The organism is Microcoleus sp. S13_B4, assembly GCF_036700885.1.
GTDB lineage: Bacteria > Cyanobacteriota > Cyanobacteriia > Cyanobacteriales > Microcoleaceae > Microcoleus.
This window is the reverse complement of record NZ_JAUBPU010000002.1, coordinates 203,935-229,149: the sequence shown is the minus strand read 5'-3', so window position 1 is coordinate 229,149 and position 25,215 is coordinate 203,935. Positions and strand designations below refer to the sequence as shown.

Annotated in this window: 15 protein-coding genes and 1 tRNA gene; 7 read left to right on the top strand and 9 right to left on the bottom strand. The window is 47.3% G+C overall.

Annotated features, from left to right (window positions below; all coding sequences use genetic code 11):
* Positions 1-23: 23 nt before the first annotated feature.
* On the bottom strand, positions 24-1,040 hold the full coding sequence (locus QT994_RS02550; RefSeq protein ID WP_333171570.1) for a succinate dehydrogenase/fumarate reductase iron-sulfur subunit: 1,017 nt from the start codon (positions 1,038-1,040) through the stop codon (positions 24-26).
* A gap of 239 nt (positions 1,041-1,279) precedes the next feature.
* Between QT994_RS02550 and QT994_RS02545 the strand changes: the two genes are divergently transcribed.
* The 4 genes from QT994_RS02545 to QT994_RS02530 all read left to right on the top strand — a co-directional run bounded on the left by QT994_RS02545 (position 1,280) and on the right by QT994_RS02530 (position 4,102).
* The gene (locus QT994_RS02545; RefSeq protein ID WP_333044169.1) at positions 1,280-1,522 is read left to right on the top strand and encodes a hypothetical protein; all 243 of its coding nucleotides are present in this window, start codon (positions 1,280-1,282) and stop codon (positions 1,520-1,522) included.
* Between the two features lie 521 nt (positions 1,523-2,043).
* Positions 2,044-2,592 (top strand): excalibur calcium-binding domain-containing protein, encoded by a 549-nt coding sequence (locus tag QT994_RS02540; RefSeq protein WP_333171568.1) that lies wholly within the window; start codon positions 2,044-2,046, stop codon positions 2,590-2,592.
* A 122-nt stretch (positions 2,593-2,714) separates the two neighbouring features.
* Positions 2,715-3,446 carry a RadC family protein gene (radC, locus tag QT994_RS02535; protein ID WP_333044167.1) on the top strand — a complete coding sequence of 244 codons (732 nt, stop codon included), beginning with the start codon at positions 2,715-2,717 and terminating at the stop codon, positions 3,444-3,446.
* 317 nt (positions 3,447-3,763) lie between these two features.
* Entirely contained in the window at positions 3,764-4,102 is a 339-nt protein-coding gene (locus tag QT994_RS02530) for a DUF1815 family protein (RefSeq protein ID WP_015176985.1), read from the top strand.
* 834 nt (positions 4,103-4,936) lie between these two features.
* Here QT994_RS02530 and QT994_RS02525 read toward each other — a convergent pair.
* Positions 4,937-5,983, bottom strand: a complete 1,047-nt coding sequence (locus QT994_RS02525; protein WP_333171566.1) for an endonuclease/exonuclease/phosphatase family protein — start codon at positions 5,981-5,983, stop codon at positions 4,937-4,939.
* 419 nt (positions 5,984-6,402) lie between these two features.
* Here QT994_RS02525 and QT994_RS02520 point away from each other — a divergent pair, with 419 nt between their 5' ends.
* The 3 genes from QT994_RS02520 to QT994_RS02510 all read left to right on the top strand — a co-directional run bounded on the left by QT994_RS02520 (position 6,403) and on the right by QT994_RS02510 (position 9,874).
* Positions 6,403-6,882 carry a DUF4079 domain-containing protein gene (locus QT994_RS02520; RefSeq protein WP_333044165.1) on the top strand — a complete coding sequence of 160 codons (480 nt, stop codon included), beginning with the start codon at positions 6,403-6,405 and terminating at the stop codon, positions 6,880-6,882.
* Between the two features lie 211 nt (positions 6,883-7,093).
* On the top strand, positions 7,094-9,727 hold the full coding sequence (locus QT994_RS02515) for a ComEC/Rec2 family competence protein (protein ID WP_333171564.1): 2,634 nt from the start codon (positions 7,094-7,096) through the stop codon (positions 9,725-9,727).
* A gap of 60 nt (positions 9,728-9,787) precedes the next feature.
* A tRNA-Ser gene (locus QT994_RS02510) sits at positions 9,788-9,874 on the top strand.
* A 480-nt stretch (positions 9,875-10,354) separates the two neighbouring features.
* Here the strand turns inward: QT994_RS02510 and QT994_RS02505 are convergent.
* From QT994_RS02505 to QT994_RS02475, 7 genes are all read right to left on the bottom strand, one after another.
* Positions 10,355-15,829, bottom strand: coding sequence for an AAA family ATPase (locus tag QT994_RS02505; RefSeq protein WP_333171562.1), 5,475 nt, complete (start codon positions 15,827-15,829; stop codon positions 10,355-10,357).
* A 619-nt stretch (positions 15,830-16,448) separates the two neighbouring features.
* On the bottom strand, positions 16,449-17,924 hold the full coding sequence (locus QT994_RS02500) for an NAD(P)/FAD-dependent oxidoreductase (RefSeq protein ID WP_333171560.1): 1,476 nt from the start codon (positions 17,922-17,924) through the stop codon (positions 16,449-16,451).
* Positions 17,925-18,166: 242 nt separating this feature from the next.
* Entirely contained in the window at positions 18,167-19,432 is a 1,266-nt protein-coding gene (locus QT994_RS02495; RefSeq protein WP_333171558.1) for an aminotransferase class I/II-fold pyridoxal phosphate-dependent enzyme, read from the bottom strand.
* 15 nt (positions 19,433-19,447) lie between these two features.
* Complete coding sequence (locus tag QT994_RS02490) at positions 19,448-19,756, bottom strand: HU family DNA-binding protein (RefSeq protein ID WP_278187376.1); 309 nt, start codon at positions 19,754-19,756, stop codon at positions 19,448-19,450.
* Between the two features lie 704 nt (positions 19,757-20,460).
* On the bottom strand, positions 20,461-22,860 hold the full coding sequence (locus tag QT994_RS02485) for an AMIN domain-containing protein (RefSeq protein ID WP_333171556.1): 2,400 nt from the start codon (positions 22,858-22,860) through the stop codon (positions 20,461-20,463).
* 480 nt (positions 22,861-23,340) lie between these two features.
* Positions 23,341-24,141 carry a pilus assembly protein PilO gene (locus tag QT994_RS02480; protein ID WP_333171554.1) on the bottom strand — a complete coding sequence of 267 codons (801 nt, stop codon included), beginning with the start codon at positions 24,139-24,141 and terminating at the stop codon, positions 23,341-23,343.
* A complete protein-coding gene (locus tag QT994_RS02475; RefSeq protein WP_333171553.1) occupies positions 24,141-25,046 on the bottom strand; it encodes a PilN domain-containing protein in 906 nt (301 codons plus the stop codon). The genes QT994_RS02480 and QT994_RS02475 overlap by 1 nt, the downstream gene beginning before the upstream one ends.
* Positions 25,047-25,215 lie beyond the last annotated feature (169 nt).

Genomic DNA, 25,215 nt, shown 5'->3' with positions numbered 1-25,215 from the left:
ACCAGGAAAATGACAGCCGCTCGCTAATCTGCTGACTTTTCTAAACTTTGAACCGATTCGATCAGATTTCGCACGGTTTCGGTACCTTCTGAAGGCTCAAAAAACAGCGGGAACTTGCCGCGAGCGATCATTCTCAAACCCAACGGGCCCAGACTCAGCAAACCTTTAACGTCCCGGAAGTAGTTTCCTACTACTTCGATGCCAAACTTGCGCTCGTCTATCCAGCCGCCTTCTTTGACGAGATCGATTAAAACTTTGCGGTGGCGGATCGATCGACTGGCTTGGTCGTCTTTGCGATCGAGAATCTCCTGTTTAATCTTACCAATTTGATCCATCGGCGCGACTTCCATCGGACAAACCGAGTTGCAGTAGTAACAGCGGGTGCATCCCCAGACGCCTGCGGTGCCTTCGTTGTATTTCTCCAGTCGATTTTCGGTTTCGCTGTCGCGGGAGTCGGCGATCGTGCGGTAAGCTTTGGCGAGGGCGTGGGGGCCGACAAATTCCGGGTTGACTTCGCGGGCGTTGCACTCAGAATAGCACGCACCACAGAGGATGCAGTTGCCGGTTTGGTCGAGTTTCGATCGCTCTTCTGGAGTTTGCAGAAATTCGCGTTCTGGAATTGCTCGCGAGGCTGTGCTGATATATGGTTCAACTGCTTCTAGATTGTCCCAAAAACTGGTCATGTCAACAACCAAATCTTTAATAACGGGCATATTTCCCATTGGGGCGACGGTGATTTCTGGGATGAAATTGGTAGGCATTTCTGCTGAGCTGGAATCAGCTATTTTTTGCAGTCTTGCGAGTTCGCTGGCTACATTTTCTTTGCAAGCTAATGCCGATCGACCGTTAATTCGCATAGAACAACTGCCGCAAATTGTATTGCGGCAATTTTTGCGAAAAGCTAAAGTGCCGTCGTGTTCCCACTTGATACTGTTGAGGCAGTCGAGGATGGTATTGCTCTCTTCCACATCTAGGGTGTAAGTGTGAACGCGGGGAGCCTCGTTTTGATTTTGGCGCACTACATTAAAGCGGACTTTCATATTTTGATTAAGGAATTTAGTGTCTATTTTAAGCTAGATTTTCTGACTGTCTAGAAAGCTCTTATTTTTTTAACAACTACCTAAAGTAAGAGATTTTAAACTTTTTTATTATTGTTCGATTAACAGCAATAATTCTCAAGTTATAAATCTTACATTGCAACTTTTTTAAGCGGATTTGTGAGCTATTAATTGGAGATAAAAGTAATTAATCGCTGCAATTCGGTAGTCGGAGGTGTGTGATGTCCAGCTTGTTTGTATTAACTTTCATGTTTTCCACACCGGCCTTTTGTTTGGGTGTCCTAAATCCTAAATGGGTGGGACTGGGAACTCGCAAGCGATCGGCTGCCTTGTACGGCGGGTTGATGGCAGTTTCGTTCGTTTTGCTTGGGGTTACAGCACCTAAGCCGCCTCAACCAGTTTCTTCGGGGCTGCTTGCCTCAACAGAATGGTCAGAATTTAGGGTAAGCGCACCTTTGCGCTGAACGTAGCTGGGTATGCACTTCACTTTTCTGGCAGCGTTACAAGAAATTTTAGCAGGACTTACGCCCGGTTGGGGCGAGAAACCTAGTTTTTTAAGAACAATAGTTGGTTCTACTCATTTACTGCAATTAAAAACCCCGGTTTCTCGGCGTCGGAGTGCGATCGCGAACGGTAGGAAAAAATCGTGGGTTTAGTAAGGACAAATAAACTCACAAACCGAGTTTTACCAGCGTCCCGTGTCTAGGGTTATATTTACTTCCTAAATCCTACGGATTTGTGAGTTGCCTGCCGATAACTAAGGAAGTTAACTTCTCAGGACTTACGCACAGAAATTAAAGAAATCGGGTTTTTTAAACAAATATCCTTCGTGCTTCACCTCGGATTTTGGTAAAAGAAACCCGGTTTCTGCGTCCTGGGCTACTTCTCTTTTTTACTGGTAAAGGTCGCTATGTTTAATTTTTTCGTCTTAAGCTTTCTATTGTCGATCCCTGCCTTCTTTCTGGGTATTGTTAATCCGAAATGGGTGGGCGCACCAACCCGCAAGCGATCGATCGCGATGTACAGCGGGTTGATGGCGGCTTCGTTTGTGCTTGTTGGCGTCACCGCACCCCCTCCGTCTCAGGAAGTTTCAGTGGCGCTTCCGGTTCCAACCGATCCGCTAGTATCATCTCAAACCGCTAAGCCGTCACTGCTTTCGGCTGCGCCGACACCCAAGCCGGAGACTGTGAAAACGCCGACACCAACACCGAAACCTGCAATTTCTGCTCCAGCACCTACACTTGCCAAACCAGGGCCCGATCGCAAATTGCCATCTTCAGTCAAATCTGTTGAAAGAACCGCAGAGATTGCTCTTGATGCACAGCAGCCAAAGGAAGACACCAAGAAAGTTATTTACGAGTCTTCTAAACCGAAGGTTAAAAGTGCCGATTTTCCCAGTTGCGTTAACTCGGATGGCAACTGTTCTGACTTTGCGACTCAAGCCGAAGCGCAGCGAGTTTTAGAGGCATATCCGGGCGATCCGTTTAAGCTCGATCGAGATAAAGACTCGATCGCTTGTGAAACATTGCCTTAGATTTTATCTGCCAACAGCCTCGGTTAATGATGAAGGCTTTTTTGGGTGATTGTACGAATTGAAGAACGCAAATCGATCGGCTAAAATTGTGTAATTGTTGAGCTTGCGGTGCGGGTGCAGCTATGACTTACAGCTTGAGAATTGTCGATTTGCCAACGAGTGAACGGCCACGGGAACGGCTGATGGCGGGTGGCCCGAAAAGTTTGGCGACTGCAGAATTGATTGCGATTCTCCTGGGTACTGGTCAGGGACCCGGCAAACTTTCCGCCGTCGGGCTCGGACAGTATATTTTAAATCAGTTGAGTTTGCATTCCCGCGATCCTGTGGCTGTGCTACGCACTATTAGCGTTCAGGAGTTGACGCAGATTCACGGGATTGGCCCGGCCAAGGCAACTTCGATTTTGGCGGCAGTGGAGTTGGGGAAGCGGGTATTTCAGTCGCGGCCGCCGGAAATGGCTGTGGTTGACTCTCCGCAAGCGGCGGCGGATGCCCTGAGTCAGGATTTGATGTGGCAGTCTCAGGAACGCTTTGCTGTGGTGCTGCTGGATGTGAAAAATCGGCTGCTGGGAACTCAGGTAATTACGATCGGCACAGCAACGGAAACTTTGGCTCACCCACGGGATATTTTTCGCGAGGTGATCCGCCAGGGGGCGACGCGGGCGATTATCTCGCACAATCACCCCTCCGGGATTGTGGAGCCAAGCCCGGAGGATATTGCTTTGACGCGACAGTTGCTGGCGGGAGCGCAGTTTTTGTCGATTCCGCTGCTCGATCACTTGATTTTGGGGAATGGCGATTTTCGGAGCTTGCGGCAGACGACGACGCTTTGGGACGAGTATCCCCAGGGCGATTGAACTCTTATACTTAACTAATTTGATTACTATCATTAGTTATTTGTATCTTTGGGCTCTCCGACGGCTGAATCCCCTCTGACAGCAGGCAAATTTTCAGGCTGGAGTCCCCCACGAGAGCCTGTTTTGGCTGAATGTCGCTGCTGATACTTCGTTTCGAGCACAACTCGGTTAATCTAGTATAGGTAGGCTGAAGAGGTCGCTAATCCGATTTTTTTTGAGCATACTAAACGTATACTGAACCAGCACCTAAATACCCACTTATTAAGAAATTATTAAATGGGATGTAAAATACACGGTGTGGTGATAGGAGGAGAACTGTGTTTCTGAGACTTGCAGAACAACACCGTAAATTCGTTCAAGATTTGGTAATGAACCTTCAAGCTTTAGCGATCGTGCTAGAGCATCGGGGTTATCTGGCATCCTGCTACACTTGCGGGGGTCAGATGAACAGTGCCTCATTTATGGTCAGTTTGACGGACAACCATCTGATTCGATTTTTAGTGTCAGATTACGGTATCACTTGGACTGAGATGCGGGACGACCGCGAACTCATGAAACTAGAAGGTGCAGAAGCGATTAATCAGTTACAGGAACTGGCAAATCTCGTAAAGTATCAAATCCAACCTTCAGAAGCTACTTTAGCGACGGCGCAGTGAGTTTAGCGATTGCACGGTTCCGAGGAAGGGGACAGCGAAAGTCACTGCTTGTCTGCTACAACCGAATCCCCAGCGAGTTAGTTGAGAGGGTTCATTTAGGTACACAGCGATGGCTGCTCAACAGACAAGGGTGCTTTCAGGGTGCCTTCAGACGGTTTAGCGCTCAGTCGATCGAAGTGAGCCTGGGCAGACGGCATACTTTATGGCAGAAGTCTCAAACTTGGAACCTCTAGTTTTTTTTCCAGAAGTTGATTCTCCCTTGAGAGCGATTAGCAAAATGTAGAAGTGTGACTGCTCGTCGCCTGCGATGTTAATTTCTCACTTTGCCATTCAAAACTCAAGGAATTGAAATTAACTTTGAGCAGGCAGGTAGGATTTAACATCCCGAGTGAGGATGAGGCTGTGAGAATTGGGTGAAGTGCAGACCGGGGGCTATGGCATACGGGCGATTCAGCAGTCAAGTGCAAAGCCAGTAAGGCTTAATTCAAGCCATTAGTCTGTGCTGGGTTGAAAACATCTTCATTTGTCTAAAATTTCCTGTTTGTATAGTCGCGAATTCCATGAGACTGTTGGCGAATCAATATTTTGTTTCTTTGGGGGGTTTAATAATGAACCGCCAAAAGGCCAAATACGCCAAAAAGGAAGAAGAAAGAGGAATAAAAATAGAAAAATTAATGGCGGGCAATTATCCGAACACGATCTAAGAGGGGTGTGACGGGAGCAAATGTGAAGTGTCACCCTTCACGGATTCGCCAACAGCATCATGACCTTCGCCCCAAGCTTAAATTGACACCAATGCCCTTGTGGTCGCCCCACCAAAGTGTTGCCAAGCCCCTACACTCGTCCAAATTCCGGTTGCATCCGTAGTTGGGCCGACAGCGGCAGATGCTCTGAACCAATTGGCGGTAAAACCTTGGCTGATTTAGCCCCCCAGTGGTGAGAATACCAAACATAGTCAAGCCTTACCAGGGGAAAAGTTAATTTCCAGTTTAACTGTTTAACCAGTAAACTCAGATCCCATCCGTGAGGAAAAGTAAAGCCAAAACCCACTCCTGCTGTTCGGAAAGCATCTTGCATAACCGCTTTCAAATAATAGTAGTCTTGAGACTGGTCAGTCAGATTAAAGTCCCCGGCGGCAATAGTCGGCAGCGTTTCTTTCTGGAGTTGTCGCACTAAATCTTGAATTTGTGCCGGTCGGTCGCCGTACTCGTAAACTGGGATTTTGAGGAAAGGCAAAATTTTATGCTTGCGAAACCACGGTGGGGTTGTTGAAATGTTATAAAGAACTAGATCTTGCTGGTTCATTTCGATAATAGCTCGTTCCTGTGGTTCGTTCCCACGCGCTAGGTGTAAGCTTTGGAAAGAGCGAATCGGGTATCTGCTGAGAATTACATGGTATCCGCGCCCCCGCTGGTGCGGGTATAATGCGGCCAATTTAGAGAAGACTTCTTTGGCGTAATCCTCGTTAATTTCTTGCAAACAAATGAGGTCTGGTTTTTCTTCCTGAATTAGGTTAACCAAAGCTTGTGGGGATTTGTGATGCCAGCCGAGGTTGAGAGAAAAAACCTTCAGGGTTGGCTGGGAGTCACTGATGTTCGCCGGCTGGGGAGAAAAGTAGGTGATGTGTAGCCAACCCAGCAGGCAGAGGCAAGCCACAGATGAAACAATCGCGAACCAGCGTTTCTTTATGAGAAAAAACCCTAGAATTGGCAGCAGGAAGATTGGCAAGAAAATCCAAGGAACAAAATCCCCCATCAAGGCAACCGGCCACAGACTGTCCCAAAAGATAAGTCTCAGTATCAGATAGCCGGCAATCAGTGTTGAGTAGGCGTAGGCGAACAGTTGAGCAATTCGCTGCAAAAATCGGTAAGGCTTAATCATCGCTTCCTCTTGCTGGTGTGCGGACAAAAGAATAGTTGTTAAAGGTATTCAGAAGTCAACAGACTTGAAATTAACTTTGAGTAGGGTAGTAAAATTAAACATCCAGAGTGAGGATGGGGCTGTGAAAATGGGGCAAAGGGCAGTCCCAGGGTTTGGCCTAGGGGTGATTTGCCTTGATTTTGCCATTGGATGTAGCCTTTAAGGCTAACAATTAACTTGAAGCAGCATCACTGCTGTAAAAATCTCACAGCCGGCTTTAGTCGGCTAAGTTTTGCCTATATCTAGGCTTCTGGGCAATGTTTGGCCATCAGGTTAAAGGGCTCTTTGAAGTGCGCGATCGCGGTTGCTACACTAATATTTTATAATATTTTAATGATTAGTCCTAAAATATTTATCGCCCAGTTTGGAGTCAGCATCAAATGGTAAATTTAAGCGAACTACTAGAACCCATCGCCAGTCAATTTCGCAGTCTGGGAATTCCCGAACCAATTACCCATTGGGGACACCCTGTAATGATGGGGATCGTGGTAGTTGCGATGGGCAGTTTTGTCGGGTATACCGGATGGCAGGGACGTTTGGCCGCCGATAAAGATGTCGCACTCAAAAGTCGCTCGGATCACCGCAAGCTTGCACCCTGGATGTTTCTGTTTCTAGCTTTGGGCTATACAGGCGGCTTGCTGTCGCTGGTGATGCAGCACCAGCCAGTCATGGAAAGTCCGCATTTTTGGACAGGTTCGGCAGTGCTGGTTTTACTGGCTGTTGGCAGCTTGATTTCGCTCACGGGTTTTGGGGGCAATAAGCTAGCACTGCGCGCGGTTCACGCTTATTTAGGCACGACGGCTCTTGCACTTATGGTACTGCACGCGGCTTTCGGTTTAAAATTGGGGCTGTCTATTTAGAAGAGGAAGAGGAAGGGGAAGGGGAAGGGAAAGAATGTAAGGAAAGAAATTTTGCCATAACTTAGGCACGGGTAGCCAGAAACTGGGTTTTTTATCTAAATACACAGCGTTTAGCTTTTTATCTAGGTTTAAAAACCGGGTTTTTTTGGTAAGGAGTGCATACGTCCCGCATCGGTTTCCCTGAAATATTCCCCCTCTGAATTACTAATTAATGAATCAAGCAACGGGTGTCATTTTCTGTCTTGCCTATATTCTGGGATTGATTTCTACAGCGGTTTTTTGGGGTAGATACGGGATACTTGCTTTGGGAATAGCGGCGGCGATCGCCCTGCCGAAATTGTTGCGAAAATTTACTAAAACTTCTGTCAAAGTCACCAAGAAAAGACGCAGCAGACAAAAAGAAAATGCTCTGGAAGAACCCTTAGATGCGAGGGAAGAGTTGAGTTTGTTCGAGATGCTGCCGAGAGCGAAATGGGTGTGGGCAGTTGCGGGCTTGCTGGCATTTCTAGCTAGCGTTTATTTTGCAGTTCGATCGCCCCAACCGGCAATAGATGACATCAGCAAACTGATTCCCGCTGGCGGGAACACTCAAGAAGTGGCAGTGACAGTTCGGGGTAGAGTGGTCAGTACGCCTCGATTGACTCGATCGGGTCGATCGCAATTTTGGCTAGAAACAGATTTAGTGAGCGACATCAACGGCGGCGAGGGAGGATCACTCGTAAACCGCCCAGTATCCGGCAAACTCTACGTTACAGTGCCGCTGCTGCAAGCAACGGGTTTGTATGCCGACAATACGATCGCAGTTGTGGGTTCCTTGTACAAACCGCAGCCGCCGTCGAATCCGGGGGCTTTTGATTTTCAAGCATATTTAGCCAGAGAAGGGGCTTTTGCAGGACTCAAAGGGCGTCAAATTGACTGGACGAGAGAAAATGCGATCGCGGATGTTAATCGAGTTAACAGCCAAACGGCTGCTTTCTTGGAACCAAGCGGGATGCAGCCCTCGAAAATTCAAGCGATGCGGCAGCGGATCGTGCGATCGCAACTATCGCAATTAAATGTTCCCGAAGGGCCCTTGATCAGTGCGATCGCCCTCGGCAAACAAGCAGTCGATTTACCTTATAACATCCGTGACTATTTTGTGCAGGCTGGATTGGCCCACGCGATCGCAGCTTCCGGCACTCAAGTTTCGATGGTTTTGGCTTTAGTTCTAGCTTTAACCAGGCGTTTTTCCAAACAATTACAATTTAGTTTTGGCGTCGGTGCTTTATTTTTGCTCGTGGGGCTAACTGGCTTTGAACCATCAGTATGCCGCGCCGCTTTGATGGGATTTGGAACACTATTTGCTTTGGTGCTGAGCCGCCAAGTTAAGCCGCTGGGATTGCTGTTAATCGCTGCTACTATTTTACTCCTGGTTAACCCCTTGTGGATTTGGGATTTAGGTTTTCAACTGAGTTTTTTGGCGACTTTGGGGTTAATAGTGACAACGCCACCACTGATGGCAAAGTTGGACTGGATGCCACCCGCGATCGCTTCGATTGTTGTGGTTCCGATCGCCGCTTCAGTTTGGGTATTGCCGCTGCTACTTTACGTTTTTAGTGTCGTATCGCCTTACAGCATTTTAGTTAATATTATTGCAGCTCCTTTGCTGTGGATTTTGAGTATTGGAGGGATGGTTAGCGCTTTAGCTGGATTGATTTTTCCGCCGGCTGGCAGTGTTTTAGCGCAACTGCTGGACTATCCGGCGAAAGGGTTAATTGCGATCGCCGAATATTTCTCGCAATTACCTGGTAATTCGGTAGCTGTCGGCCAAGTATCGGTGTTTCAACTAATCGCGCTTTACAGTTTAATTTGCTGGGTTGGGATTGGGGGAAGAAGGAAGAAGGAAGAAGGAAGAGGGAATAAGGAAGAAGGAAGAGGGAATAAGGAAGAAGGAAGAGGGAATAAGGAAGAAGGAAGAAGGAAGAAGGAAGAAGGAAGAGGGAATAAGGAAAAAGGAAGAAAGAATAAGGGGAAAAGTAGAGTTATTTCGCTGCCGAGTTTTTCATATTCTTGGATTTTACCGCTGGCGGTTGTGGCGGGAATAAGTATCATTGTTTTGCCAGCTTGGCACGTTCAGTCATCTTTATTTCAAGTTACTTTGCTGGCGACATCGGGCGATCCAGTTTTAGTAATTCAAGATAGGGGAAAAGTGGCGCTGATCAATAGTGGTGATGAAAATACCGTAAGGTTTACAGTGTTGCCTTTTTTACAGCAGCAAGGAGTTAATTCTGTGAATTTTGCGATCGCCACTCACGGTCATTTAGGTTTGAGCAGTGGTTGGGGAAAATTACTAGAACGCTTGCCAATTAAAACATTTTATGATAACCCTGCTCCAAAACAAATTCACCGTGGCAGCAATCAGGAATTTATGACGGCTGTGCAATCTCGCCAAGGCGTTTACTTTCCTTTAGAAACTAACAGTACAGTTGATCTGGGTTCGACGCGGTTGCAGTTGGTGAATGCGGAGATTCCGGTGGTAGAATTGCTCGTGGGCAATAGAACTTGGTTGCTCGTCGGTGAAATGACACCGGAAGCGCAAAAAAAATTGGCAGCAACGGGAACCTTGAAGCCGGCTCAAGTGCTGTGGTGGTCAGGAAAAACCTTGACGGCTGAGTTATTGGGCGCAGTGGGGCCGCAAGTGGCGATCGCATCTGCTGACGAAATCGACCCAGAAACCGCTGCCCAACTACGCCAAAGCAAAACCCAGATCTTCTGGACAGGGCGCGACGGAGCTCTCCAGTGGACTCCAGCAGGGGGATTTAAGACCACTTTGGAATCTGAAGAAAATCAAACTTCTTTTTTATAAAGATTTACAATCTGGCGCACTGTGCGGTAAAATACTTTTAGCTCGCATCTCAAGTCAATTGGAGAGGTGGCAGAGCGGTTGAATGCGGTAGACTCGAAATCTACTTTAGGGGTAACTCTAACGTGGGTTCAAATCCCACCCTCTCCGTACATCTAAGCGTCAAGCGTCAAGCGCGCACCTTATTAATGTAGGGTGCGCGCTGCGTATCTAACCCAAACTTTAATCTAGGGCCGCGCAGCGCACATTATGATGTTAGCGATCGCCCTATGCAACATTAGTTAATTCAAAGAGAGTTTTCAGCTATAAAATTTAACTCCACAATCTCAGTAGCATGATAGCCGTTTTCATGTCGGTAAGGTAGATGCTGAGAATCTCCAGGGAACTCTTAACTCGAAACCGGGAACAAAAACAGGGAATAGTGTTTGTAAAGCAGGAGGTTGCAAACTGCTGTCTCAATCACGAATAAGATGCGGGCGGAGGATGGAGGAATTAGCCTACATTCTGTGTTTTCCTACTCCGTAGTTCCTAGGAAGAAAGATACCCTGTTGCTCGTTCCCTGTTTCTTCTAATAACTGATATCGTAGTTTCGAGGCGGCGCTAATTGCGCTAAAGCCTAGCACGAACTGCTCATACCGGAATAGAAATAACAAACTCCGAACCCTGACCGAGGGAAGAATTGACCACTAATGTACCTCCATGTTTTTCCACCACAATTTGGTGGGCTATAGACAATCCTAATCCGGTTCCTTGACCCACAGACTTGGTGGTGAATAAGTGGTTAAAGATGTTTTCCTTGACTTCCGCTGACATCCCCACTCCATTATCCTTAATGCGAATCAACACCTGATTGTTGGATTCGCTCAGAGCGGTTTGAACCGTGATTTGATTAGGTCTGGCTTTAATTTCCTGAAAACTGCGCTCCTTATTTGACTCCTCCAGAGCGTCAATCGCATTAGCCAGCACATTCATAAACACCTGGTTTAACTGGCCGGGAAAGCATTTCACTAGGGGCAATTTACCATAGTCTTTCACAACTTCAATAGCAGGGCGGAACTCGCTGGCTTTTAAACGGTGCTTGAGAATTAGCAGAGTGCTTTCGAGTCCGTCGTGAATATTGAAAGAAACTGGTCGATCGCTATCAGCCCTGGAAAACGTTCTCAAACTCGTACTGATATTGCGAATGCGCTCGACTCCCTCGTTCATTGAGCTAATCAATTTCGGTAAATCTTCTCGCAAATACTCCAAGTCTATATCCTCAATTTTTTCTTCAATTTTAGCTCCTGGCTTGGGAAAACAATCTTGATAGAGATCGATTAGCTCGAATAAATCTTGTAGATATTCTTGAGCCGGTTGCAAATTGCCGGCGATAAAGCCTACGGGATTGTTAATTTCGTGAGCTACCCCTGCGACTAAATTTCCGAGAGCAGACATCTTTTCACCCTGCACCAATTGCAGTTGCATCTGTTTGAGATCGTGAAGATAAAGCTCTAGTTTTTGGGCATGATCCTGGGATTGCTGATACAGTCGGGCGTTCTGTAAGGAAATTGCAGCTTGCGAGCACAGGATATTGAGGATGGCCACGCGATCGCGCGTGAATACTCCTGTTGCTAAATTATTTTCCAAATACAAAATCCCCATCATTTTCCCTCGCTCGGTGATCGGAGTGCAAAGCAGGCTGTGAGGTTGCTGTTGGATAATGTAGGGGTCAGATGCAAATCTTGGTTGAGTGCTAGCATCATCAAACACTAGGGTTTCTTTTGTACGTTTGACGTAGTTGATCAGGGTTAGAGGAATTACTTCGCTCTCCTCAACCGGAATAGATTGCAGAAGGCAGTCTTGACGGTTTGTGCAGTGGATGTTTATCCTCCAGTTTCCCTCTTCATTCAAAATTAATGCTCCGGTTTGTGCTCCGGCATTCTTCACCACCACTTGCATGACGGTAGTCAGCAATTGATCGAGTTTTATTTCGCTAGAGAGAGCTTGAGAAGCTTTGATAACGGTCGGCAAATCTACTAACCCCCAACTGCTGGTGCTACCGATAAGTGTTCTATTCGCGGTAGATAGGGATGATTCACTATTGCTGGAGGTGTGAATTGTTTCGCTCGGATACTGGCGAGTTGGCTCCTGTTGCAGGATAAAAGCAAGCAATTGGGGATAGCGCTGTTCTAGATGGTCAATCTTTGCTTTTGCTCCCCAACGAGCGTAGGCATAGTAAGCATCAATTAAATAGGGTTTTGCCAGTTTTTCTTTTCCCCATTCTAAGTAGAATTTAGCCGCGAGTTCGTTAGCTAAAGCTTCTTCGTTGACGTATTCGTTTTCTTTAGCAAGTGCGATCGCCTTGTCGTACATCTCGATCGCCTCTATTTTTTCGTCTAAAACCCGATGCCGTTCTGCCTCCACTAGATAGAATTTATGCAGATGATTCATGGGGGCATGATGCGCCCAGTTTTGCATTTTTTCTTGATTAGCTTGTACTCTGTCGAGAAGTTTCTGTTGTTCTGACTGTGGAGTGTCCAAATATACCGCCAACCGCACCAAAGAATCGTAGAAATGGAAAACAGGAACAATGGGCATTCCTATTACTGCATTTAAATAGTTCTCTGCCATAGCGATATTATCAATCGCTTCTGAGTATTTTTCAAACCAATAACAAAGTAAAATCTTGTTTAAATATATGTAGGCAAATCCCGTTTGGTCGTTTGTTTGTTGGTAAAGTGGCAACTTGATATGCTCATCGTAGGCTTCACCCTGGAGAATGCCAGAATTTTTACTTTTACCCAGCATATTCAAGATAGCCTGCCAATGAATTTCTATATAATTAAGCGGTTTTTCTTGCTTAATTTTATCAATAGCATCTCTGTTTCTTGCTATCTCTCTTTCAAGGACAGTCAGTTCTTTGCCACTATAGTAAGCTGAACAGGAATACTGTAATAAATTATAGGCTGCATATTCTATATCTCCTGTCTCCATTCCGCTTGAATAAGCTGACACCAAAGGCTCTAAGGTTTCTCTGAGATGCTCTTTGCAATGTCTGATCAAGAAATTTACTACGAAGGCTGTCTTGGCTTTGATTTCTTTAGAATTTAACTTTGACACTAGACTTAAAGCCAATTGACCGAACTGATAACCTGAATCAATATCTCCCACAACTCCACAAAGAAGAAAACCATAATTGGCGTAAGCAAAGGGAGAAACGGAAGCATTCCCATATTGGAGGGATAATTGTACTTGTTTGCACACAGTCAAAGGCAACAGTGCAGGAGCAGCAAGGTATGCAGTAGCAAAGATACTTGATAAAAGTCTTATGGCTGCTAGTTTATAGGGCTCCCTCATTTGAGGCAGCTCAATTAAATCCTCAATTCGCTTGCCGTTCAAAATTGCCGCGGTTTCCCCTAATGCCTGCCCAATATCAGACGGATTTGGCTCGGAGGGAAACTCTACCCCCAACAGTTTTAAAACTTGTAGTCCCGTATTCAGCGCTTCCTGTAGCTTATTTTGCGCCATATAAGCTTCTATCTGTACTTCATATACCTTCACTTTGTCCAGTAGCATTTTGGCGCAGCTTTCCACCACTGATGCTAATCTATCCATCCGCTCAAAGTCACCGATGAGATATGCGGCCTCTGCTGCTTCGGTATGCAGCGCTAATGTTAGTTCGTATTGATTCTCCCAACTATTTACTGCCACTAATTTTCTGCCCATATTGAAATATTCAACCGCAGCAGAATAGGCAGTAGCAGCTTTGCCTTTCTTTCCGGCAACCAGATTCAACCGTGCTAATTGCTCCCGTTCTGCTTCCTGGGTAATTAGCTCAACTCCCACATTTAAGTGATTGACAATATCAAAGATTCTTTCTTCTCGATCGGCTTCGGGCGTATTCTTTAATAACAGTTGACCAATTTTTAAGTGAGTAGAGCGCTTTTGGTCTTCAGGAATCAGAGAATAGGCTGCTTGTTGGACGCGATCGTGTAAAAACTTATATTTGGGTACTTGGTAGTGGGTAATTGATAATTGGTCAAATTCCTTTCCATTACCCACTACCGACTCGCTATTCCCCTCTGCTTGATAAAACTTGTAAACCTCGCTAACAGGTAAAATTAGTCCTTCTTGCAGCGCCTTCCATAGAGCTGTTGCGGTTTCTACTGGCGAATTCTCATCAACAATGGCTAACGTCGCCAAATCGAACTGATTGCCAATACAAGCGGCTAACTTTAAAACTTCCTGTGTCCGGGTTGGCAACTTTCGCAACTGAAGTGCCATGAATTCTACTACATCATCCGTTAGTGCCAAGGTTCGCACTCGGACGATATCGCACTGCCAATACCGAGCTTCAAAATTAAATTCAATTAGCCCATCTTCATGCAAAGATTTGAGGAATTGTGTGCTAAAAAATGGATTGCCTACAGTTTTCTGATAAACGAGTTCTGTTAAAGGCAGAGCCAACGCTGTAGAACAAGCTAGAGTATCGGCAACTAAACTATTTACGTCTGCTCGATCGAGGGGAGCTAAGGTAATAGTATTCACCTTTGCTTCAGTTTTTTGAATATCTGCTAACGTCAGCATTAATGGATGCGCTGGAAACACTTCGTTATCCCGATAAGCTCCAATTAATAGGAGATAGCGGTTATCAGTAGCACTCATCAGCAGTTGAATTAATTTTAAAGATGCTGAGTCTGCCCATTGCAAATCATCCAAGAAAATTACTAAAGGGTGTTCTTTTGTTGTGAAGACTTGAATAAAATTTTCAAACAACAAATTGAAGCGATTTTGTCCCGCACTGCCCGAAAGTTCTGGGGCTGGCGGTTGTTCTCCTATAATTTTTTGTAGTTCGGGAATGACTTCAACTATCACTTGAGCGCTATCGCCTAAAGCTGTTAAAATTTCTAATTTCCACTGCTCGATTTTTGCATCTGTTTCCGACAGCAATTGCCCCATTAAATCGCGAAAAGCTTGAACAAATGCTGAAAAAGGCAGGGTGCGTTGAAATTGGTCAAACTTGCCTTTAATAAAGTAGCCACGCTGCCGGACAATGGGTTTGTGAACTTCGTTGACAATAGCGGTTTTGCCAATGCCGGAGAAACCGGCAACGAGCATCATTTCGGTGCTTCCGGCACTCACGCGGTCAAATGCTTCTAGGAGGGAGAATACTTCGCTTTCTCTACCGTATAATTTTTCGGGGATAGTAAAGCGATCGCACAAATCTCGCTCCCCTATGGTAAAGTTAGTCAGCGCTCCTGTCTCTTGCCACTCGGATAAACAAGTTTCCAAATCAAACTTGAGTCCTAGGGCACTTTGATAGCGAGCTTCCGCATTCTTCGCCATCAGTTTGCTGACAATCTCCGACAGCACCAATGGAACGCTCTGGTTAACAATTGAGACTGGGATAGGTTGTTTGGCAAGGTGGCAGTGTACCAAATCCATTGGGTCATCCGTCTGAAAGGGTAACTTTCCTGTTAGTAATTCGTAAAATGTGACTCCCAGCGAGTAGAAATCTGTGCGGTAATCAATGCCTCGGTTCATTCGCCCAGTTTGTTCGGGAGATATGTAGGGTAAGGTGCCTTCAAGGACGTTGGGATTTTGAATTTCTTGGGTTTCGCGGGGTAGCAGGGAAGCGATGCTGAAGTCAATCAGCTTGACTTCTTTGCTGCTGGGGTTAATTAGAATGTTGGCGGGTTTGAGGTCTTTATGGATGACATGATGGCGATAAAGTCCGTCGAGCGAGTTAGCAATTTGAATTGCAATGGGAAGAAACTCGTTAACGGGCAATCCTTCTAGGGGTTCGTTGCTAGCGGATGTTAGAAGATCGAGGTAGCTACTTAAGGAAATGCCGCCAAAGTCTTCCATCACCAGAGCATAGTGGTTATGGTAAGTCTCCAGGCTGTATGCCTTGACACTGCCGGGGATCTCTAAGTTTTTAGCAATGATGTACTGGTTGCGGAAGTGAACCAGTTCGTTGAAGCGGGGAAAGTCATTTCGCAGCACTTTAATCACGACGGGCTGCCCATTTGAAGTGCGAATGCCACGATAAACTAGAGTTCGATTTCCTGCGTATATTTGCTCGTTAATGTGATATCCTAGAAAAAGATTTGTGATGTCAGCCATATCTACGTATTCCTACTGTTTTTGTCAAGCCTGAAACTTTTTAGAGTTACTATCTACTATTTTCCCTCGCTCTGCTGTAGTATTCAGTGAATTACATTTTTCTTAATATACTTGGTCGCTCTACTGATGAAAGCAGGAGTTTAAAACAAGAGTTGAATTGTTTATGTAAGAGCTGTTTATACTTGAGTTAAGACTAAGTAGAAAATGAACAAAGCTAAGGCTGATTGAAGGACAGCAGTTGAGAGAAAAGGAATTGAAGAGGCTAATCAGGTAATTAAAAGTATTTGTGAAACCTATGCTTGTATGCGATCGCCTATTAAATCTAATGTCCAGTTTGGCTCCGAATTTAATCTCATCAATACAATTCGGGCGACTCTGCATTTAAAGCAAGAAGCAGAGGAAATCGAGTTTGTGCGCCCGATGGCGAATCGGTAGAGAGTCATAGTCTCCAAGCCGAATTATTTGTCCAGATGCAACAACAAGCTGACCCACTCTAATAAGTGAATCAGGCATTTAATGCCAAAATGCAGAAGCAGACTCTGGAATTAGCCCAAGTCAATTATATTTTGGCACTCACATACTTACCAATTACACATTACCCATTACCCCTTTGATGGTTTCACTTCCAATACCTGCGCCAGTGAAACAAATTCTCCCACAAATTCTGCATAAAAGTGTTGCTGCCCAAGCGCTGCGACTCCCAAACAGCAGCAGTTTGACCGTTAATTGCCGAAAAACTCGACCAAATATAAGGAAGTTCGGCGATCGCCTCAACCTTCATTCCGTGACGCACAGCCAAGGCGATCGCGTGAATCAACTCAGCAGCTTGCGGCCCCACAATACTCGCTCCCAAAATCTCCCCGTTGCGACGCCCGACAATCTTACAAAAACCAGTTGTATCCCCGGACATTTGAGCTCTTTCAACATTCTTGAAATATTCCCGACAAACAATAAGATCGTCTCCAAAACGGCGCCTTGCTTGTGCTTCAGTCAAGCCAACCCTCGCCAACTGCGGGTCAGAAAAAATCGCCCAAGGAATCCCGCGATAATCTATTTGAAACATCGGCAAAAACAAAGCATTTTTCACAGCAACCGCAGCTTCGAAATTAGCGATGTGAGGGAACGGATAACCCCCAGCAAGATCGCCGATCGCGTAAATGCGGCGATTAGTTGTTTGCAGCTTTTCATTTAAAATTACCCCCCGATCGCTGAATTTAACCCCAGCCGCTTCGAGATTTAACGATGAAAAATTGTGTCCTCTACCGGCGGCCAGAAAAATCTCCTCAGCTTCGATCGCCCTTGGCCCTGCTTGAATCCACTTTTTACCCTCAATCACCCTCGCTTGAGTCACCTCAGTAGCAGTTAGAATCCGCACTCCCTCAGCTTCCATTGCAGCTTGAACTAACCCAGCAGCCTCCCGGTCTTCTTTAGCCAAAATGTGCGAACTTTTCACCACCAAAGTGACAGCAACCCCCAGCCGAGCAAAAGTCTGACCCACTTCGACACCGCTGGGATCGGCGCCGATTACAGCCAAACTTTTAGGCAACTGTGGAAGTTGTGCTAATTCCGCGACAGTTTCCGAAGTAAAAAAGCCAGCAGATGAAAGTCCTTCAATATTGGGAATCGCCGGCAGAGTTGGACAAGCCAGCAAATAACAGATCGATCGCAATTTTCGCCCGCCGACAACAAAAGCTAAATCCGGTTTCGCCACAAACTCGCCGCTGCCAAAAATAACATCGACACCGCGAGCAGCCAAAACGCCGATATCATCAATTTCTGACAAATTAGAAACAACAGCCTCGGCCCACTTTAGAACCCCGCCAAACCCCAATTTCATCGGCATAGAGGAATTAGCGACTTCCCAGCGAACCCCCAACTGCTGGCGGCTGATCTGCTGGGCAAAACGAGCAGCCTCCCTCAAAGTTTGGCTGTATCTCAAACCAAGGTCGATCGACTCTTTCCCCCCAGTCGGCAAATCTTGCGAATTACTTAGCGGTTCCACCAAAGCAACGCGAGCCGGGAAATTAGTTGCAGTCAAAGCAGCATAGCGTCCGGCCGGAGTTCCACCAATAATCACTAAATCATAATCAAGCATAAATAAAAAAGTCAGTAGTCAGTTGCTAATTGCTAGTTGCTAGTTGCTAGTTTTTTGTTATTTGCTATTTGTTATTTGTTATTTGTTAAGTACACGGACAGAATTAATTACACAAAATAGAATCTGAAATTCTCTTCCTATGAGCCTTACAAAATTATATCTGTGTAAATATTTCTGTTTGTGTACTTATTTGTTGTAAACAGTCAACAGTCAACTGTCAACAGTCAACTGTCAACAGTCAGCTAACTAATAACATCCGCAAGTCCAGCAATCAGCCGCAGATTGTCCGCCCTGGAGCGCACAGCTACCCGAAAAAACCGATCGCCCAACTCAGGAAAACTCAAACAATCCCGAATCAAAATCCGGTGTCGTTCCAAGAGACTTTTTTGAATCAGAGAAACCGACATCGACGACTCAACCAACAAGAAATTAGCCGCCCCGGCAAAAGGCTGTAAACCCGGTAAATTAGCCAAACCCTCAAATAGCTCTCGGCGAGCAACAGGCAGCCAATCCCAGGTTTGCCGCTCAAAAGCCGCATCTCGAACCACAGCACCAGCAGCAGCAGCAGCCAAAGCATTCACAGGCCAAGGATCGCGCAGCAACTGCCAGCGGCGCAGAATATCGGGATGGGCGATCGCACAGCCCAACCGCAGTCCCGGCAGAGAATAGAATTTAGTGAGCGATCGTAAAATCACCAAATTCGGAAACTCCTCAACAGCATCGATCAAAGTTTCCTGCTCAGAAGGCGGTAGAAAGTCCATAAAGGCCTCATCCACCACCACCATACCTAACTGCTTCACATAAGGCAAAATCGCCTCCCTAGCAAACAGCAAACCCGTAGGATTGTGCGGGTTGTTCAGGAGCAAACCTCGTCGAGAGGGGGCATCGAGAGCAAGAGGAACCGGGAGACGGACAGAAGGGGAGACAAGGGAACGGTTAGAAACCGACAAATCATCGGTTACTAACTCATTTCCTGCCCCAGCGTCCAACGATTTCAGTTCCAACTGAGATGTTGCACCATCCTCAATTACTTGTTTAGGAACAGGCATCTTGCCTGTTCCACAAGAAAATTCATCTCTTGTGGAATGGGCATCTTGCCCGTTTTTGACAATGGTGCAAGATTGGAGATCCAAAGGACATTTCAGCACCTGCGCGCCGAAAGCAGAAAGAGCCCGCCCGTAATCGCCAAAAGCCGGAGTCACCAAATAAGTCGCCTCCAGCTTCGACAAATCCCAAGCCGCCCAAGTCAACAATTCCGCCGAACCATTCCCCGGCAAAATCCAATCCCGGTCAACATTCAATGCCTCCCCCAAAGCAGTCCTGAGATCCCCATAATCCGGGTCTGGGTAAGCCGTCAGACTGCTCAAGTGAGCTTGAATCGCATTCAAGGCCGACTCAGGAGGGCCCAAAGGACTGATACTGGCAGAAAAATCGACAATAGCAGAGGCAGGGCAGCCTGCCAGTGCAGCTGCCCAAGCTAAATTCCCACCGTGTACAGGCCTAATCAAGACTCAGTTCGCCAGCTATTCCGCGTTTTTCGGCGGTGCAACTCTGTCCTTAAACAACTTCCCTGCGGAAAATGCAGGAACTCGAGTTGCCGGGATTTCCATCTTGTCGCCAGTTTTGGGATTGCGACCCTCGCGGGCCTTGCGTTCCCGCGACTCAAACGAGCCAAAACCGACCAGCGTTACCTTGTCGCCGTCGGAGACAGCTTCCATGATTGCTTCAAGGGCGGCACTCAAAACAGCATCTGCCTGTTTTTTCGTCACGCTAGCCTTTTCCGCCACTGCATCAACCAATTCACCTTTGTTCATTGCGAACTCCTTCTGGATTTGCAAAATTACGTTAAACAGAGTTAGTTCAACTATTAGCTGTGAGTTATCAACTGGATTGAGGTGTGGATTGGGAGGTTTGGGTGGTTCCCGATTGCTCCCGTCCGCTTCCCCTAATCACAACTCCTGCTGAATACCAATTACCCTAGGGTAATTGGTCAGAAAAGGAATTTTTGTTTCTAACTGCTGAAAACCCCACAGCATCTAATTTTCACTGCATTATTCTAAAGTCTTGCCGACCGTTATGGATCGGTGGAACCTTTAATTTATATGGAACTTGCTAATTTTTTTTAATTAATCCCAAAATTTAGGTAAAAAAATACCACCTTGGAGAGAAGATTTCTCGCGTCGGTGGATTTGAAAGCACAAAAGGAGAAATAGAAGGAATAAAATGTCATTTGTCAAGGGCTAAAGGAAAAGTTTTTCCTTCTTCCTTATTTCTTTCCCCTCTTTCTTTCCCCCGTGGGGCAGGGCTGTTTCATTCTCCCCAAACCCGCCAGGGACTGAAGTCCCTGTCTCCTAGCTGAAGTCGTCTGATGACGACTGAAAGAGTGATTTATAGTCCTCTTTCATAGAACTTATGAGTTCTTTAGTCCTCTTTTAGAGGACTATAGCTTTGAGCCAGGGGTTTCAACCCCTGTGGGACTGTCGGACTCAGGGGAAAGAGCGTGGAAAGTTGACAGCCAGGCATTTTTCCTTCGTTCCTATTGTCTCGGTTGGACGGGCTGACTGCGCTGCAACAGTTGGCGGGCGTCGGGACTGATGTTGTTTTGGTAGCCAAAGTTCGATCGATCGCTATCATCCAAAATCTGCGGTGTCAGCAATACAATCAACTCTGCCCGCTGGTTAGCCTTATTGGTACTCCTGAATAGCGAACCGATAATCGGCAAATCTCCCAAAATCGGAATTTTGTTCGCTGTAGTCCGTTCTTCGTCTCGGATAATCCCCGAAACAATCAAAGTCTGACCGTCCCGCAGGCGAATTAGCCCCGATTGCAACGAGCGCTCGCCCAGCAGCCTGATCTGATTGGTGTTCGCGCCTGTGGCCAGGTTTTGAACGCCGCCGGGTGTCCTGATAATCGGGTTCACCCGCAGAGAGACAAAGCCATTATCGTCAACCCGGTCGATCGCCACCCCCAACTGCAAACCAGCCCTGTCTTTGACAGCCGTCACAGTTTGGGTACTTGTATTTCCGGTAGTCTGCGTTTGGGACGTGATGTTAGTGATCACCTCATCAGTAATATTCACATTCGCCGTTTCTCCTTCTTGAACCACCAGAGTCGGATCGGTCAGGATTTTGGCATTCTGGCTCAGAATAGTGGCCTGCAACGCCGACAGGAACCTCCTCGGATACTGGAACAGCGGGAACAGGCCGAAAGCTGCACTTCCTGAAGCGGTTGCCGAGCCAGGCTCGTAATCCGTAAGTCCAACTCGCGAGGGGTCATTAGTAACTGGGGCTGTCGGCTGGAGGAACACACCTTTGCCGGGGCCTTCGAGACCTTGACCTGTAAACGGCACGATACGCCGGCCGTTCGCATCGTAGAAAGGCGCGTCCCTGTATACTTGGGGAATGTCTCGGTTCTCAATAATCGGCCGATTAGCTATGCCACTACTTACATCCTGGCCAGTGGGCGGATTGATACCACCAAAATTGAGACTTGCAGCCCCATTGTCATTGACGAAGAAATTGTTATTAATCCCGAAAGAGAAACTGCTGTTGGTGGTGTTGTTTCCCAATAAGTTGATATCGATCACCTTGACGTTGACAGCGACTTGACGACGACGCAAATCTAGCTGTGTCAAGAAAGCCACAGCCATGTCAACTTTGCGCGGGTCGCCCACCAAAGTGATGGAATTGAGCCTCGCATCCGCCAGCACCGACAGTCCCCTCAGCAAGAGCGGCCCAGTGCCTTGGGTAGCGCCGATCGCCTTAATGTCCGGTTCCCTAATTTCCACATCCCGCGCCGCATTTCCCTGGCCCACGCTTTGAATCGTCACCCGAGTAATCGGCAGTTGACTTTCCGCGCCTTGAGCGCTCAAAAAGTTAGCTGCATCCGTAGAGCGAACTTGATTGAGCCGCAGAGTCCGAATGATAATATTGCGCGAGTCGATCGGCAAGCTAGTCCCTACAAAAATCGTCCGCCCCTGGCGGTTAGCTTGCAATCCGCTGAGCCGCAGCACGTAATTAAAGACATCTTGCACCGACTCATTTTCGATGTCCAAAGAAATCTTCGGCCCTTCATCTGAACCGGAGGCTCCCGGCTGACCAGGCACTGCGGGCTGCCCGGCTTGACCAGGGGCCCCGCCACCTGTAAAAGCAATGTTCAAGCCCGCAGCACGGGCCAGCAGAGCCAGAACGTCCCGGACTGGGGCATCCCGTAAGACCAAGCGGGGGATGCGTTCTCCCGAACTCAGTTCAATATTTCCCACGCCAGGGGCGATGTTAGACACTGCGATATCTCCCAAGGGCGGAGCAACTGCCCGCGGTAGGAAAGGCGCAGCCTGATTTGCCTGGGGTTGTATTTCGCTGGGGAGGGGCGGGCGATCGTTTCTGGTAACAGTAATTTCGGGATTTGGCAGCAGCACGCCTGGGTTTTGCGAGGTGCGGACTTGGGGAGCGGGCCGGGGAGCTGTTTGGCTCAGCGGCAGTCCCGGAGGCGGCGGGGGTAAAGTTTGGGCAGACTGTGCTGTACCGCCCTCTCCTGCAACGCTGAGAACGATGCTTTGGCCTTGTCCTGGCACAATTTGTCCGTTGGGAACTCCGTTTGTGCCGGCTACCACAACGCGGATGCTGTTAGCCTCTACCTGGCTGATTTCTACTGAAGAAATTCCCGGAGCGGGGTTATCTTGACGGAAGCTGTTGCCTTGTGGCAAGCGAAGCTGGGTGTTGATAATGGTGGCTTGGTAAGTATTGCCGTTATTGATGGCGAAAACTTGCGGGCGATCGCCCTTTTCTGTCGCCATCACAATATTTACGCCATTATTGCCTTGACTTACTTGCACTCCTGTGACTTGAGTCGGCGCTGCCAAGACGGGGGCTTGGGTGATCAGAACTCCTGCAACGCTGCATAAGAGTCCTCCACTTAACCGTAGATGCTGTTTCACGTTCTCTCCTCAACTACACTTTGTTATTTGTTGTCCGCAGTCTTTTGTCGCTAGCTGCTAAACTGACTAAAATATTCTCGATTCGAGCCTTTTTAAAGGAAGAAGTTATGCCCTTTTCGATTTGCGATTTTCGATTGGGAATAACAGATGACATAAGGGTTAGAAGCTATCCTACAGCAATCCTCGCATCATTTGTGGATTTCTTACTCCCTCCCCCCGGGTTCGGGGAGGGTTGGGGTGGGGTCAAAAAATTACGACTCCCGCAAGGATTGCTATACAGTTCCATTAATTTTTGAGACGGGTATTAGAAGAAATTAGGTTGTAGAGCCAATTGTTGATTGCCATATAAAAAATAATTTTCTGGCACTCATATTTTTTTGACTTCTACCTTCAATCTTCCCATTTCAACCTTCTGCCTTCTGCCTTTTTGTGAAAAAGCTAGTTTGGAACAATAGCTAATATCTACCCGCCCAACTACCGCTACTTAGCACCAGGGCTCGGAGCCGGAGTTGGCGGTTTTTCTTCTTGCTTTAACGGCAGCAGTGCGTGCAAGTCAAAAGCAGTTTTAATTTTAGTTGGTGGCTGCTCCACAGGAACTATTTTCCCTTTCAAAAAGTCAACTTCAATTGGCTGATTTGATGCTAGCAATTCAGATTTCAAATTCCTAACTACCAACAGCGACTGCATCAATTCCAAGTTACGCATAAAATTGCGGGTTTGAGCGAAAGTGCCTTCAAACTCTACCTTAAATTTTTTGCGTCTGAGCTTGCCAGCCAGGGACGGCCCGAAGGAGGTATCTGCCAGAATATCAGGGTCTGGAGCTCCCGGCGCGGCGGTTGCTGCTGCTGGGGGCATATCCGGCTCAAACTTGGTAATTTTAGCCTTGAGGTCATCTCCTTGCACGCCGGCGTTGATTCTATTAACGAGTTGCGTCATGTCAAGCAAAAGCGTGTTGGCGCTGGCGTCGCTGGCAAACATTGCCGTCACGTTAGCCCGGCGCTGTTTTGCTTCTTCTTGCTTTGCTTCTGCTTCTGCCTTTCTTTGAATTTGAGTTTGCAATTGCAGTTGCGTTTGCTTGCTTTCGCTAAGTTTTTGCTTGAATTCGCCGCTTTTTTGGAATTCTGGAAGTACGAACTGGTAGCCAAGGCCGCCGGCAATGAGGAGGCCGAGAACCGCGATTCCGATTGCTTGGGCTTGGGGTGTCAGCTTAATGCCGAATATTTCCTGAGCCCCTGTCTCTTCTGCTTGTGCGCCGCTGGGAATAAACTGATTGGCTGTCATTATTTTTTCACCTCTGGTTTTTGTGTTTCTAGCACTCCTTTTTCTTGAAGTGTTTCTATCCGTATTGCTAGCCCGTCTGCTTGCTTGCTGCGGAGCTCGGGGAGCAACTCGGAGGCTCCCGTCGGGCTGAGCGTCGTTTCAATTTTATATTCCACCACCGGTCGCAGTTTGGGAAGTTCTGGTGGTGCTGCGTTTTGGTTACGCACTTGTAATTGTGCGGGGTTGTTTTTTAATGTGGCCGCTATCAGTTTGGTATCGGTGTTAAGGAAGAAAGGAGAGCGCTGGACTAGCAACATAAAGTCGTTAACTTGAGCAAAGGTACTGGCTATCCCTGAAATTTGTACTTTTGCTGCCTGCTGCGGGACGACGGGCGGGGGGGGAGCGGCAGCCGGGGTAGGGCTGGCTGGGGACGGACTCACCCCTGGGGACGGGCTGGCTGCGGGGGTGGCTGCGGGGGGTGGGGGTGCTGCTGCAACGGGGGAGGGACTCGGGTCGATTTGCTCGATTTTGCCAATTTGCACTCCCGCCGGAGTACGGGCACTGAGGTCTTGCAGCATCGCCGACCAAGGTTTAATTTGGTCGAATACTCCAGCTAATGCTTTGTATTCGGCGGTAACTTTGTCGGTTTCGGCGTTGATGGCTTTGATGGTGCTGGCTTGAGTGTTTAACTTGGCCAGTTCTTGGTCCATGGCTGCTTGTTGTGTGGCCAAGTTGTTATTGTCGTTAGTCGCCCACCACCAGGCGCCCATGACTGCGGCGTTGATGCCAAGGGCAAACAGCACCGCCCCAAATATGGGCAGTTGGTCTTTGGCTCCACCGGAACTTTTTTTAGCTGAGCTTTTGGCTGCTGTGACTGGTTTGTAGTCCGGACGGTCGTTGAGAAAATTAATATCTAGGCTGTACATGGCTTCACTCGTTTTTATAGCAGAAGGAAGAAGGCAGAAGGCACAAGGTATAAGGTATAACGCAGGAGATAGAAGGTAGAAGGTAGAAGGAAAAAGTGATCTACCGCTTATGTTTCAGCAATTAAGAAGGTTCTAACAGTCTTGGCTGTTGCTATAGATTTAAATTTGA